This is a genomic window from Flavobacterium sp. I-STPP5a (assembly GCF_009764685.1).
Classification (GTDB): Bacteria; Bacteroidota; Bacteroidia; order Flavobacteriales; family Flavobacteriaceae; genus Flavobacterium.
This window is the reverse complement of record NZ_VHLM01000075.1, coordinates 40,544-54,816: the sequence shown is the minus strand read 5'-3', so window position 1 is coordinate 54,816 and position 14,273 is coordinate 40,544. Positions and strand designations below refer to the sequence as shown.

The window sequence follows — 14,273 nt, the reverse complement described above, 5'->3', positions numbered from 1 at the left end:
TCAAGAATGAAATCAATTTAATAGAAACTAATTCTCGTGTTTTTGATTAAAAAAGTGATTTAACAAAAAAGCGTTTGTCTCAATTCGACAAACGCTTTTTTTATACATTCTGTAATCAATCTAAAGATTAATTGTAAACACTCTCTTTCTTGAAATGAACTGTAAGTAAATAGTAAATAACGGCTCTGTACTTATTTCTATTAGATCTTCCATATTTTTCCATTACTGCATCAATGGCAGCGTCTAATTCTGGTCCATCAGTTAGGCCTAATTTCTTGATCAAGAAATTATTTTTTACTGTATCCAATTCTGACTGCTGACTTCCAGCTACTGTTGCTGAATCAGCATTATAAATTGACGGTCCGCAGCCTATTGTAACTTTAGTTAATAAATCCATATCTGGATCAACGCCGCATTTTTCTTTCAAATCTGCTGCGTATTTTACAATTAATTCTTCTCTTGCGCTCATAAATAAAAGTTTTTAGTTGTTTTTTTGTTTATAACAGACTAAAATTAAACATTATATCTTAGAGTTGCATTAAAAACAAGAAAAAAATTACACTAATACTTTAAAAAATTGCAATAAAATACTATCATTTTGTAATGTAGGTGTAAACACTTCTAAAATACATGGCTTTTCATTTTGCGCATACAATGCAATCAGACCACTTTCTAGACTTACCTCATCACTAGCAATTGTATATGCTAAACCATACATTTTGGCTAAATGTTCGGCTGTCAAGCAATGGGATGTCTCAAAAAAAGTATTAAAAACTGGCGTTTCTTCATGTCCCGGTAGAATTCTAAAAATTCCTCCACCACCATTATTAATGAGTATAATTTTGAAATTTTTAGGAATATAACTGTTCCATAATGCATTGCTATCATACAAAAAACCTATGTCACCCGTTATAAAAATAGTTGGTTTTGTATTGGCCACAGCCGCACCTATTGCTGTTGATGTACTACCATCAATTCCACTAGTTCCACGGTTACAATACACTTCAATTGTAGGGTGAATGTCTATCAGTTGCGCATAGCGGATGGCCGAGCTATTACTAATTTGTAAATGGCTGTTTATTGGTAAACCTTTAATAACGCTCTCAAATACTTTAAAATCCGAAAAAGGAATTTTATCTAAATAAATATCGCTTTTTAATTTTCGCAATGCTTTCACAGCGTCTAATTGCTTGAAATAATCACTCTCTACTGCGTTTGCAAGTGGCAGAAAGGTTTCAAAAAACACATTTGGGTTTACTTCAAAATGGTGTGTCAAAGCACCAAAAGTGTCATACGCTCTCCAAGAGTCAATATGCCAATGGTGTTTGGGTTTGTATTTGCGTAAAAATGCTTTGATCCTTTTTGAAACGACCATTCCGCCAAATGTTACTAAAATCTCCGGACGAAAATTTTCAAAATCTTCATTTGTAAAAGGGGTAATTATCGTGTCAATGTTATTGATAAAAGTATCATGGTGTAAGTTGGAAGTCGTTTCAGTTAACACTACAACCGACTCGTCTTTGGCGAAAGCCTCAATTACTTTCTCGTTAACGGCATTCGGTTCGTTGACGCCCACTAGAATCATTTTCTTAGCTGCATTGTTCCAAATCGTTGCAAATTCCGATACGTCTTCAATGGAAATCGTCTGAGTCACATTTGCGGAAGCGAAAGTATTCACTTTGACTGAAAGCTCTACAACGGTTTCGTACAAAGGTTCTTCAAAAGGAGCATTGATATGAACGGGTCCTTTTTGAGTCATTGCCGTATTGATTGCCTCGTTGATTTTTAGATCATTCTCGGCCGAAACATCCTCATGCAAATTAGCATTGCATAAGGAATGGTTTTCGAATACATTTTCCTGTCTAATGGTTTGTCCATCACCAATATCGATCTTACTTTGAGGCCTATCTGCTGAAATCACCACAAGAGGAATTTGACTGTAAAAAGCCTCTGCAAAAGCAGGATAATAATTCAATAAAGCTGATCCAGAGGTACAAACAAGTGCCACCGGATGTGCCGTTTGTTGTGCCAGTCCTAAACCAAAAAAGGCTGCACAACGCTCATCAGCAATGCTGTAACATTTAAAAGCAGGATTGTTAACAAAACCTATGGTAAGCGGTGCATTTCTGGAACCCGGGGAAATAATTATGTTGGTGATTCCCTTGGCCAAACAAATTTCAATTATGCCTTGCGCCAAAGGTATTTTGGGGTATATCATTGTATCTAATTTCTTTGATACAAATTTACAAATTCGCTGGTCTTTTTCCTTGAATTTGAACTGTTATTTGCTATTTTTGAAGCAAATAAATACCTCATGAAAACTACGATCCGCACCTATAAAACCGAAGATACTCAATCTATTTTAGAGATTATAAATTACAATATTTTACATTCTACGGCTTTGTATGATTATAATACTAGAACACTAGAGCAACAAATGAGCATCTTAGCCGATAAACAGAGTAAAAATTTCCCTGTGATCGTTGCAGAAATTGACGGAGTTGTTGTAGGTTTTGGTATGTATAGCGAATTCCGTTTTCGAGAAGCTTATAAATTTACGGTTGAGCATTCTGTATATGTAAGCCAAGATCATCATGGAAAAGGAATAGGTAAATTACTTCTTGAAGAATTAATAGTTCTTGCAAAAAAACAAAATTTACACACAATGATTGCTGTTATTGATTCTGAAAATCATAGTAGCGTTGAATTTCATGAAAAATTTGGTTTTAAAACGATAGGCATAATCAAAGAATCAGGATTTAAATTTGACCGTTGGTTGCACTCTGTGTTTATGCAGTTGATTTTAGAATAAGACTCCTTAATTAGCGTTACTGGCTTGAAAAAGGTACCTTTGCATTTTTATAGTACTTATGAGTTTTACATTGCTTTCTTCCCCTTTACAGGGTTTTACCGACTTTAGATTTAGAAATGCCCAAAACAAACTTTTTGGAGGTATTGATACTTTTTATTCGCCATACATTCGCCTAAATGGAAAATTAGTGATCAAGCCCTCTTATGAGCGCGATTTACTTTTAGAAAACAATCTTGAATTAGAAGTAATTCCGCAAGTCATTACAAATGATGCGGAGGAATTTTTGTTTGTTGCTAAATATGTACGAGAACTTGGTTACAAAGAACTCAACTGGAACTTGGGTTGTCCTTACCCGATGGTAACTAAATCTGGGATGGGATCTGGGTTGATTAGCAACACCGAAAAAATCAATCACATACTAGAAAGAGCACACAATGAAACAGATATCCTAGTATCTATGAAAATGCGATTGGGATATGAATCTCCTCAAGAAATTATTGATGTCCTCCCTATTCTTGATAAATATCCCTTAAAAAATATAGCTATCCACGCCCGTTTAGGAAAACAATTGTACAAAGGCGGTGTAGATCTTGATGGATTTCAAAAATGTATTGATACTACCAAACATAAATTGTATTACAACGGAGACATAACCTCAGTAGCGAAGTTTCATGAAATGCAAGAACGTTATCCAAGTATTGATCACTGGATGATTGGGAGAGGATTAATCTCAGATCCTTTCTTGCCAAGTATGATAAAAAATAATACGCATGAGTATCCTACTAATAAAATGGAAGTATTGAACGCTTTTCACGATACTTTGTATGCTATTTATAGTGAGTCACTTTCTGGACAGGCTCATATTTTATTAAAAATGTACCACTTATGGGAATATTTTTCGGTTACGTTTGCCAATCCACACAAAGTATTGAAAAAAATTAAAAAAGCACAAAGCATTCGTAATTATGAAGCTGCCGTTGCAGATATTTTTAAAAATGAAAAATTCTAGAGGAAAAAATAAACCATTAAGAAATTAAGAAAAATTAAGTGCTGATTCTTAATGTAACTTAATTTCTTAATAGTTCAAAGTTTAGAAAATATTCAACACTGAATTAAAACACAAAAAAAGAGATTTTCATTTGACTGAAAATCTCTTTTAAAATATTTAACTTTATAAAGTTAGCTAACTGATTATGCTTTAATCCAATTAATAACTTCAGGATCAGTTACAAGCACTCTAGGTGAAATTACTTTTTCTAGTTCTCCATTTTCATTTATTAAATATTTTTGAAAATTCCATTCCACACTTGAATCTTGCAAACCATTTTTTGATTTTTGAGTTAAAAACTGATATATCGCAGCCATATCATCTCCTTTTACTGAAACTTTATCCATCATAGGAAAGGTTACCCCATAATTCATTTGACAAAACGTTGCAATTTCCTCGTTTGTACCTGGCTCTTGCGAAGCAAAATTATTTGCCGGAAAACCAACAATTACTAAACCTTTATCTTTATATTCTTTGTAAACCGCTTCTAAATCTTTGTACTGAGGTGTTAATCCACACTTAGATGCTGTATTTACAATAATTACTTTTTTTCCTTTTAGCGTACTAAAATCAAATGTTTTACCTGATAAATCTTCTACTTTATATTGGTATATTGTTTCTTTAGTCATTGGTGTTGTGTAGTTACTCGTTTCCATTTTTTTTGGTTGTGCTTGATTTTGACAGCTGTAAAGAGAAAAAATAACAGTTGTAAAGAATAATAATTTTTTCATAGTATTTTTTTGGTAAAAATAATCAAATATTTGTTTTACTGATAAATAAATATGTTAAACAGTAGTTAAAAAAAAAGAAGCTTGGCTGTATGATGAACCAAGCTTCCCAACAAATAAAACAACGAAACTAATGTGGTATTTAAATTTCTATTGCTAAACCTCAGGTTTAACTTGTTTATGAACAACAATTTGTTTGCTGTGTTCAACACATAAGTGTAACAAACACATTATTTATAGATATACGAAGATTGTTGGAATTTAGTTTTAATCCTTTATCATTTTACATACTATTTATAATTGCATTAAATATTGTAACCAAGAAAGCAATACTATTAAATAAATTGTACTAATTTATAAATACTAAAGTTTAAATTTGTAGTGCTAAAAAAATAAACATTCAAAATGAGTCAAGAAGAACTATTGGTATTAATCTATGAAAAGGACGAGAGAGCTTTTACACATCTATATGATATGTATTCTAAGAGTTTGTTCTCAGTCATAAATGTTTTAGTAAAAAACAGAGAAGAAGCAGAAGATGTTCTACAAGAAGTATTTGTTAAAATATGGAAAAACATCGATTCTTATAATGAAAGTAAAGGACGTTTTTATACTTGGATTTTAAATATTGCTAGAAACACTTCAATAGATAAACTTAGATCTAAGAACTTTAATAATAGCCAAAAAAACCTGTCCACAGATAATTTCGTAAATCATTTTGAAGATAGTTCGAAACTGGCCGATAAGATGGATACTATTGGACTACAGGACTTTGTAAAGAAGCTTAAACCAAAGTGTATTCAAATTATAGATTTACTTTTTTTTAAAGGCTATACCCAACAAGAGGCTAGTGACGAGTTGGCAATTCCTTTAGGAACCGTAAAAACGCAAAATAGAAATTGTATTAACGATTTAAGAAATTATTTGAAAATCTAATGGAAACAAAAGAATATATAGAATCAGGAATTCTGGAACTTTATGTTTACGGCTTACTTAGTGAGTCTGAAAGCGAAGAAGTGGCCAGCAAAGCAAAAAATTCTGCTGAAATAAACTCAGAAATTATTGCTATAGAAAAAGCAATCGTTGCTTTATCATCAAGTTTTTCCCCTTTTCACTCAGTAGCCAACTTTGAGAAAATTAAAGAAAAACTAGAATTGAAACACGCTCCTGTGATAGCACTTGAAAGTAGCAGTAATAAAATGCAATATTTGGGTTGGGCTGCAGCGTTGCTATTACTTCTAGGTGCAGGATATCAATACAATGAGCTCAATGTTACTTCAAAGCAAGTAGCTGCTACAAAACTTGAAAAAGCAACTTTAGAGAAAGAATTTAAAAGTTTAAAAATTAAAAATACAGCAGTTGAAACCAGTTTAGCCGTAGTAAGAGATACTAAAAATACGGTTGTAGGTTTGGGCGGTCAAGCAGTTGCACCAGAGTCTTTTGCTAAAGTATATTGGAACCAAGACACAAAGGTAGTTTATGTTGATGCATCGGGATTACCTGAACCACCAAAAGGAATGGTTTATCAAGTATGGGCTTTAAAACTAGATCCGTTAACCCCTACAAGTATTGGTTTATTAGAAAATTTTGATAAAAATGATCAAAAATTATTTGCTATAAATAACGCGAATGAAGCACAAGCTTTTGGGATAACACTTGAGCCTGCTGGCGGAAGCGTATCCCCTACAATGGAGCAATTGTATACGCTAGGTAAAGTTTAAAAAATTTAGAATCACATTAAAAAGGTTCAACTTACAACAGTTGAACCTTTTTTAATTCAATTTATAACATTCTACTTTTAACGTACCCAATACCAAATAATTCCTGGATTATCATTACCACAACAACCCATCCATGGCGCAGGAGAGAATCCGCTTGTGGAAACTAAAGTACCCCACCATGCTCCATTGGGGTCGCTACTTGTTGTTATAGCTCCTTGTGAACCATTTGCATACCAAGGCATAATTTGTTCAATTCCGTCATTATTGTAATTCCAAGAATCAAATTTTGTATTTAAAGTAATATCTGTTTGAGTATTATTGGTGTTAACAAAACTATACGCTTGGTTAGCAGTCCAAATACCACCCCAACGACCTCTTGCTGAAGCTTCTATCATATATTGAAAACCGCTAGAACTCTTTTTTAGATAATCTGCATAGGCTATAATTGAATATTGACCATTAATCGTTGGAACTGTTTCATTTCTTAGAATAGCATTAGTTCCATTCCAACCTGAATTATTGTTATTACATAATATCAATGTCCATCCACCACCATCGGTAGTCATATCTGCATATATTTGAAATGGCGAACCTCCATTAATATTAGGATTTACAATCCAATACAATCCATCCGTTGCAGATGGATAATCTGTTTTTATTTGAAGTGCGCTACTTCCTGCTGTACCAGCCGAAAGTCCATCATTTGATCTTGTATTGGTTTTACCTCCAAACGGTGTTAGCGAATTACTGGTTTGCAAAGCTCCGCTTTTATTGATATAATTAGAATCTGTGGTCGAAATTTTTCCGTTATTGGTAAGAACCGTAACACTATTTACTGTTAAAGTTGCTGTAATTGATTTGGAAAAATGTGTAGCATTTGCATTTTGCGTAGCAGTAATTGTAGTAGTTCCAGGACCTGTTATTGTCACATTAGATCCGCTTACGGTGGCAACGCTAGGATTACTACTGGCGTATGAAATGCTACCTGTACTTTGACTTGTTGGTGGCGTAATAGTATAAGATCCGTCAAAGAAAGTCTTGGTTACGTTTCCAAAACTACTAAGGTTAGGATCTTTTAAAACTGTTACTGTTACTGAATTGTTTACTACACAAGCACCATTTAAAGAAAAACCAGATACATAGTATGTTGCTGTTTCAGTTGGAGATACATCTATAGATGCTGTAAGTCCCAAGGGAATATTTGGAAAAATTCCGTAATAGTTTCCTGTGCTTAGCTCTACCTTTATTCTGTCTACTTCTGAAAGTACGGAGTCAAAGGCAAAAATATCAGCAACATCAGCATCAGACGGTTCACTTTCATTAATTCGTAACCCATTAGGACTGCCATTACCTCCATTTTGAGAAATCGTTTTAACAATACTATTTTCAAAAACAAATGACGCTGACCCGTTACCTGTTCCTGAGTATACATAAGCGTTATTGTCTGCAGGAATTCCGTTTTCTTGTGAAACCCAACCCTCAAAATAGGCCTGACTTTTACTTCCTCCCCACCATCCTAAAAGCCAATTATTATTGGAACCATTTAAAACTCTACCTCTACTAGGACCTGTTTGTTTTGCAGTATACACCACCGAGTAAGGAGTAGAAAAATTAAAATTATTTTTAATACTTTGTGAAGTATTGAACCTTAAAATAGGTTTTGAATTTAATCCTGATGCAACGTAAAGTGGTTGTGCACTAGTTGAAGGCGCAACCATGTCATTTCCATTTCCTGACTGGTCATACAGTTTTACACAATATCCAGCTGAAACTCCGAGCCAAGAATCAATTGCTGCTGTATCTAGATTTTTACCTGAAAAGCCAAAATCAGCTTCAACATTATCACTTGCACGTCTTAATCGAACAGCAAATCCCGTATAATTAGATTTCAGCAATCGCAATCCAACAGCCAACTTAGCAGTTGTTACTTGATCCAAAGGGGTATATAAAACGCTACTCCATGAATAAGTAATTGCACCGGATGCTGTAAGGGTTGCCGTATCTCCCGCATTAATGGTAACTGAAGCTGGATTTATTGTAACAGGCCCTAGTTCTTCAACGATTACAGGCCCCGAAATGAGACTTACCGCTGGTAAACCCAAACTTCCAGAAACAACAACATAATAATATGTAGTGCCATTATTTACGGTTGGTGGAATAAAAGTAGCTGAAGTAGCATCAGCAATTAATGTACCACCCACAGTACTTGGAATGGTATTGCTATACCATTGAAAAGTTAGGTTCTGACCTGTAGCTTCAACGCTTAATGGGGTTGCAATGGTTCCTCTACATTCAAACCTATTTAGTGGTGAAGGACTGGTTAGGATTGCTGTTGTGCATAACGTTAATGGAATTCCATAATAACTTCCTTGATTGCACTCTAATAATTGTCTAACTCCTACTGTATTCAACGTAGAAAAACCAATTGCTTCGTTCTGCAAAATAGAGCCTCCATTAGATCCACCATCATAATTACCAATGGAAATTTGGCTCAAATTATCCGTACTGGTAGTAATTGACAATACCATGCTTTCATTTGTAGGCCCTAATGAACTCGAAATCAATTTTGAAATTCCGTTTCTCCAAATAGCTACAGGAGACACATTAGAATGAAAATTAGTTCCTCCATTTTCTAATATTCCCCCAATTCTAGGAGTCCCATCTAGAATACAGTGATAACCTGGCCAGTTAGTAGATTCTGATCGTATCACTGCTGTAACACTTGCCAAATTTAAAGATCCAGAATAAACCAAGCCTTTGTTCCCCGAAAAATCAATTGCAATCTTAGTCCCTATATATTTAAAGGTTCCGTTTGATACAATTCTAGGCTGTTGACTTAAATCTAGTTTTACAAGGTCTCTATTATTCCCACTTTGATCGTACCAAATACTAACATAACCATCTTGACCGCCCACAAATGTTAATAGCGCTGCAGAATCTAATGAGCCATTACTATCGAATCCGATATCTTGTGTGGCATCATCGCTACTGCGACGAACTTGTATCGCATTGCCAATATAAGAAGTACTTAATTTTCTCAAACTATATGCAACGGCTGCAGGATTAGCATTACTTAGTCCTAAGACATCTAAACTATTTTGAGCATTTCCTTGAAATGTAAAAAACATTGAAAGAATAAAAACAATTTTTATAAAAAACTTCATATTGTTTTGGTTTTAGAAGCTGCTATTAATAAAAATAATCAAATTGAATTCGGTCATTTACTGACAACGAATAAGATCCGTTATTAGATGGAATATAAGTTAATGTATTTCCTGATACTGAATACGCAGTATTACTAATTCGTATTCCATTGATATACATTTTAACTTTACTGTTGGGTGATTTAGTTTGCGTCAAAGTAAATGTAGTTTGCGCCGTACTAGCACTAAATTCGTCTGCAACTTCTGTAATAGCTTGCGTTGAAACCGAACCATCTGCTTTTAAAAATTGTGCAGCTGTCCCTCCGGCTACTTTGAACGCTGCTGCAGTGATAACACCGCTAGTTTTCACATCTGTTATAGGTGCATGTGAACCACTACCATCTGATCCTAATTGAATAGTATTTGAAGAGGTAACAATTGCATTTGCGCCAATTGCTACCGAATTAGAAATACCATCTGTTGCAACATTTGCATTTTTTCCAATAGCAGTATTTTGTGACCCTGATACATTTGTCTGCAATGTTTGCGTACCTATGGCAACATTGTCTGTTCCTGAAACATTGTTAGACAATGCAATGTAACCCAATGCCGTATTTCCTCCGGCCGCCCCATTTGAGGCTAATGCCTCTCTACCTACTCCAGTATTAGCATACCCAGCATTATTTGCTAAAGTTCCTAGTCCAACAGCTGTATTTGAGTTTTCATTAAAATTCCCTCTACCTACAGTAACTCCGTTAATCACTGCATCAGCGCTAAAATTCTTAATACCGTCTATAGTTTGATTATTAGTTAAATCTACAAAGTTTTGAGTTGATGAACCTGTACCTCCATTGATCACCGGTACTACACCACTATAGGCTGTTGCTGTTGTAGAAGGTGTAATCCATGTTAATATACCCAATCCATTTGTTGCCAATACTTGACCGACAGTTCCATCATTATTTGGAATTGTAATTGAACCAGCAGTAATTGTTCCACTTGTTTTCACGTTAATAACCGATGTATTTCCTAGTTGTAAAGTGTTACTTGAATTAACTACCGCACCATATCCAATGGCAGTTGCATTGTTAATAGATTCGCTGCCATTTTGAGCAGCTGCAGTACTACCTAAAAAAGTATTTTGAGTACCAGTAGTAATAACACTACCCGAATTATATCCTAATGCTGTATTATCCGTACCAGTAGATTGAGTCAATGTACCAACTCCAATAGCAGTATTATTATTTGCAGCTTGACCATTTGAAAGCGAAGCAGCTCCTACTGCTGTGTTATTATCGCCTGAACCACCACCCTGACGGATCGCATTATTCCCTATAGCAGTATTATTGCTACCCGATGAGGATGTAAATGCATAAATACCTAAAACCGTATTACTATTTCCTATTGGACTTGACCAAGTAAAAGCAGTGTCTCCAATTCCTATGTTGTTGGATCCTCCCTTTGTGCCTATTGTTATTCCATGAACATTAATATTATCTGAAGTAGTTAATCCAGCTGCAGTAATATTTCCTGCCGCAAAACTTCCATAAATATCTCTTGATACTATACTAGAACCGGTATGTAGTTCTGTAGCCGTAGTGGCGCTATTACTAACCTTTCCAGCTGTAGTAATTGTTGCTAATTTTGTATCTTGGATTTCAGCAGTGGAAGAAATATCTACATTAACTATTTCTCCATCTTTAATTTTAGTACTTGTAATTGCATCATTAGCAATAGCTGGTAAATCAGCAGTTCCTGTTAAGTCTCCTGCTAGTTGTATTTTTCCTTTTACTGAAACAGTAGCATCAGGTATTGTTGAAGCAGATATAGCACTAGTTACATATGCCGTTGTAGCAACTTGATCAGAATTAGTATTTGATGTTGCCGTTGGTGCCAAAGGGGTACCTGTAAAAGTTGGTGAAGCCAAATTCGCCTTCAAATCTAATGCGGTTTGCGCAGGTGCTGAAATAGGTTTGTTGGCATCGCTGGTATCATCTACATTGCTTAATCCCACCATCGTTTTATCAATTCCCGAAACCGTTCCTGTAAAAGTTGGCGAAGCTAAATTCGCTTTTAAATCTAAAGCGGTTTGTGTTGCCGCAGAAACTGGTTTGTTGGCATCCAAAGTATTATCAACGTTTGCTAAGCCAATCATTGTTTTATCGATTCCCGAAACCGTTCCTGTAAAAGTTGGCGAAGCTAAATTCGCTTTTAAATCTAAAGCTGATTGTGTTGCTGCTGAAGTTGGTTTGTTTGCATCGCTGGTGTTGTCTACATTTCCAAGACCAACCATCGTTTTATCAATTCCCGAAACCGTTCCTGTGAATGTTGGTGAAGCCAAATTTGCTTTCAAATCTAAAGCTGATTGCGCAGCAGCTGAAACTGATTTGTTTGCATCGCTGGTGTTGTCAACATTTCCAAGTCCAACCATCGTTTTATCGATTCCCGAAACGGTTCCTGTGAAAGTGGGTGAAGCTAAATTTGCCTTCAAACCTAAAGCGGTTTGCGTTGATGCTGAAACGGGTTTGTTGGCATCGCTGGTGTTGTCCACATTTCCAAGTCCAATCATTGTTTTATCAATTCCCGAAACTGTCCCTGTGAAAGTTGGCGAAGCTAAATTTGCCTTTAAATCTAAAGCGGTTTGAGCAGCAGCTGAAACAGGTTTGTTCGCATCGCTGGTGTTATCAACGTTTGCCAAGCCCACCATCGTTTTATCAATTCCTAAAACGGTTCCTGTAAAAGTTGGCGAAGCTAAATTCGCTTTTAAATCCAAGGCAGATTGCGCAGCAACCGAAACGGGTTTGTTTGCATCCGAAGTATTATCAACGTTTACTAAGCCAACCATTGTTTTATCAATTCCCGAAACGGTTCCTGTGAATGTTGGCGAAGCTAAATTTGCTTTCAAATCCAAGGCTGATTGCGCAGCAGCAGAAACAGGTTTGCTGGTATCCGAAGTATTATCAACGTTTGCTAAGCCAACCATTGTTTTATCAATTCCAGAAACTGTTCCTGTAAATGTTGGCGAAGCTAAATTCGCTTTTAAATCTAAAGCGTTTTGCACAGCAGATGAAACAGGTTTGTCCGCATCGCTGGTGTTATCAATATTCGATAATCCCACCATCGTTTTATCAATTCCCGAAACCGTTCCTGTAAATGTTGGCGAAGCCAAATTTGCTTTTGAATCTAAAGCTGATTGAGTAGCAGTTGAAACAGGTTTGCTGGTATCCGAAGTATTATCAACGTTTGCTAAGCCAACCATTGTTTTATCAATTCCAGAAACCGTTCCTGTAAATGTTGGCGAAGCCAAATTTGCTTTTAAATCTAAAGCTGATTGAGTAGCAGTTGAAACAGGTTTATTTGCATCCGAAGTATTATCAACGTTTGCTAAGCCAACCATCGTTTTATCAATTCCCGAAACGGTTCCTGTAAAAGTTGGTGAAGCTAAATTTGCTTTTAAATCTAAAGCTGACTGTGTTGCTAATGAAGTTGGCTTGTTCGCATCGCTGGTGTTATTTACATTCGACAATCCAACCATTGTTTTATCAATTCCCGAAACAGTCCCTGTGAATGTTGGCGAAACTAAATTTGCTTTTAAATCTAAGGCTGATTGTGTTGCTGCTGAAGTTGGTTTATTGGCATCGCTGGTGTTGTCTATATTTGATAATCCAACCATTGTTTTATCGATTCCTGAAACCGTTCCTGTAAATGTTGGTGATGCTAAATTTGCCTTCAAATCTAATGCGTTTTGCGCAGAAGCTGAAACGGGTTTATTCGCATCGCTAGTGTTATCAATGTTCGATAATCCAACCATTGTTTTATCGATTCCCGAAACCGTACCTGTAAAAGTTGGCTAAGCTAAATTTGCTTTTAAATCCAAGGCAGTTTGCGCTGCAGCAGAAACAGGTTTGTTCGCATCGCTGGTGTTATCTACATTCGACAATCCAACCATTGTTTTATCGATTCCCGAAACCGTTCCTGTAAAAGTTGGCGAAGCTAAGTTCGCTTTTAAATCTAAAGCTGATTGTATTGTTGTAAATACGGTATTTATTCCTGTATCCACATACGTTTTAGTTGCTTTTACAGTTGGAAACTTAACATCTGAAGTTCCATCTTGCAACAAATTAGTGCTTTTATTGACTATATCTTCTTTCAGTTGGAGTGCAGATTTCGTAGCATCACTAATTGGCTTTGCTGCATCCGATGTGTTATTAACTTGATCCAGTTCCAATGTCGTTTTTGCACCTATAATAGTTGTAGCATTTGTACCTCCATTTTCAATAGCTACAACGCCCGTAACATTTGTACTGTTTGTTGCGGCATAAGCAAAAGGAACTGTTGTAAAAGGTTGATTGCTAATTTCAGTAAATGACGAGCATTCACCAGATATATTGATACTCACTGCCAATCTTTTTGGAGCAGCAACCCATGTTATGTCGTTAAAAGATGATGCATATCCACCATTACGAGTACCTGTACCTATTACAAGATTTACCATCCCGTATTGATCTGTAGTGGTTTGAATAACTTCCTGGTATTCGATTTTTGAAAACTCATCTACAAACTGGAATTGCATACATACGTTTTTGTTTGCTACAGGTAGATTTTTACTAGTTGCTGTAGAAATTTTATTAGTGGGTTTCAAAATAACAGCCTGATAGGTAATTCCATTGCTTTGTGCAAAACCCTTTACACAAAGAAAAAAGATGAAGAGCAAAATATTTTTTTTCATAATTTGATTCATTAAATGTGATAAATTTTAAAAAAATATGATTGAAGTTATTCTCAATAAAATATAATTACCTACAAGTTGGTAATATAACT

Annotated in this window: 10 protein-coding genes; 4 read left to right on the top strand and 6 right to left on the bottom strand. The window is 35.4% G+C overall.

The features are described from left to right. Positions 1–127: 127 nt before the first annotated feature. Positions 128–469, bottom strand: coding sequence for a DUF2853 family protein (locus FJV36_RS13925; protein ID WP_158727871.1), 342 nt, complete (start codon positions 467–469; stop codon positions 128–130). 87 nt (positions 470–556) lie between these two features. Next, positions 557–2,218 carry a 2-succinyl-5-enolpyruvyl-6-hydroxy-3-cyclohexene-1-carboxylic-acid synthase gene (gene menD / locus FJV36_RS13920; protein WP_158727872.1) on the bottom strand — a complete coding sequence of 554 codons (1,662 nt, stop codon included), beginning with the start codon at positions 2,216–2,218 and terminating at the stop codon, positions 557–559. A gap of 96 nt (positions 2,219–2,314) precedes the next feature. On the opposite strand from menD, the gene FJV36_RS13915 reads away from it, so the two are divergent. Next, the gene (locus FJV36_RS13915) at positions 2,315–2,812 is read left to right on the top strand and encodes a GNAT family N-acetyltransferase (protein ID WP_158727873.1); all 498 of its coding nucleotides are present in this window, start codon (positions 2,315–2,317) and stop codon (positions 2,810–2,812) included. 58 nt (positions 2,813–2,870) lie between these two features. Continuing rightward, entirely contained in the window at positions 2,871–3,821 is a 951-nt protein-coding gene (locus tag FJV36_RS13910) for a tRNA-dihydrouridine synthase (RefSeq protein WP_158727874.1), read from the top strand. 182 nt (positions 3,822–4,003) lie between these two features. Here FJV36_RS13910 and FJV36_RS13905 read toward each other — a convergent pair whose 3' ends face one another. Beyond that, positions 4,004–4,591, bottom strand: coding sequence for a glutathione peroxidase (locus tag FJV36_RS13905; protein ID WP_158727875.1), 588 nt, complete (start codon positions 4,589–4,591; stop codon positions 4,004–4,006). Positions 4,592–4,993: 402 nt separating this feature from the next. Here FJV36_RS13905 and FJV36_RS13900 point away from each other — a divergent pair, with 402 nt between their 5' ends. Further along, positions 4,994–5,524: an RNA polymerase sigma factor gene (locus FJV36_RS13900; RefSeq protein WP_158727876.1), complete on the top strand. Its 531-nt coding sequence runs from the start codon at positions 4,994–4,996 to the stop codon at positions 5,522–5,524. After that, positions 5,524–6,309, top strand: a complete 786-nt coding sequence (locus FJV36_RS13895; RefSeq protein WP_158727877.1) for an anti-sigma factor domain-containing protein — start codon at positions 5,524–5,526, stop codon at positions 6,307–6,309. The genes FJV36_RS13900 and FJV36_RS13895 overlap by 1 nt, the downstream gene beginning before the upstream one ends. Positions 6,310–6,386: 77 nt before the next feature. Here FJV36_RS13895 and FJV36_RS13890 read toward each other — a convergent pair whose 3' ends face one another. From FJV36_RS13890 to FJV36_RS13880, 3 genes are read right to left on the bottom strand one after another with little or no spacing between them, the layout of a single operon-like run. Beyond that, positions 6,387–9,473 carry a fibrinogen-like YCDxxxxGGGW domain-containing protein gene (locus FJV36_RS13890; protein ID WP_158727878.1) on the bottom strand — a complete coding sequence of 1,029 codons (3,087 nt, stop codon included), beginning with the start codon at positions 9,471–9,473 and terminating at the stop codon, positions 6,387–6,389. A 25-nt stretch (positions 9,474–9,498) separates the two neighbouring features. After that, positions 9,499–13,263, bottom strand: coding sequence for a hypothetical protein (locus FJV36_RS13885; protein WP_158727879.1), 3,765 nt, complete (start codon positions 13,261–13,263; stop codon positions 9,499–9,501). Positions 13,264–13,302: 39 nt separating this feature from the next. Beyond that, positions 13,303–14,181 carry a hypothetical protein gene (locus tag FJV36_RS13880; protein ID WP_158727880.1) on the bottom strand — a complete coding sequence of 293 codons (879 nt, stop codon included), beginning with the start codon at positions 14,179–14,181 and terminating at the stop codon, positions 13,303–13,305. Between the last annotated feature and the right edge of the window lie 92 nt (positions 14,182–14,273).

What these genes read in the sequence shown, in the direction of transcription:
- FJV36_RS13915 (WP_158727873.1), top strand. Translation starts at nt 2,315, where the DNA reads ATGAAAACTACGATCCGCACCTATAAAACCGAAGATACTCAATCTATT.
- FJV36_RS13910 (WP_158727874.1), top strand. Translation starts at nt 2,871, where the DNA reads ATGAGTTTTACATTGCTTTCTTCCCCTTTACAGGGTTTTACCGACTTT.
- FJV36_RS13880 (WP_158727880.1), bottom strand. Translation starts at nt 14,181, where the DNA reads ATGAAAAAAAATATTTTGCTCTTCATCTTTTTTCTTTGTGTAAAGGGT.
- FJV36_RS13890 (WP_158727878.1), bottom strand. Translation starts at nt 9,473, where the DNA reads ATGAAGTTTTTTATAAAAATTGTTTTTATTCTTTCAATGTTTTTTACA.
- FJV36_RS13900 (WP_158727876.1), top strand. Translation starts at nt 4,994, where the DNA reads ATGAGTCAAGAAGAACTATTGGTATTAATCTATGAAAAGGACGAGAGA.
- FJV36_RS13885 (WP_158727879.1), bottom strand. Translation starts at nt 13,263, where the DNA reads ATGGTTGGATTATCGAACATTGATAACACTAGCGATGCGAATAAACCC.
- FJV36_RS13895 (WP_158727877.1), top strand. Translation starts at nt 5,524, where the DNA reads ATGGAAACAAAAGAATATATAGAATCAGGAATTCTGGAACTTTATGTT.
- menD (WP_158727872.1), bottom strand. Translation starts at nt 2,218, where the DNA reads ATGATATACCCCAAAATACCTTTGGCGCAAGGCATAATTGAAATTTGT.
- FJV36_RS13905 (WP_158727875.1), bottom strand. Translation starts at nt 4,591, where the DNA reads ATGAAAAAATTATTATTCTTTACAACTGTTATTTTTTCTCTTTACAGC.
- FJV36_RS13925 (WP_158727871.1), bottom strand. Translation starts at nt 469, where the DNA reads ATGAGCGCAAGAGAAGAATTAATTGTAAAATACGCAGCAGATTTGAAA.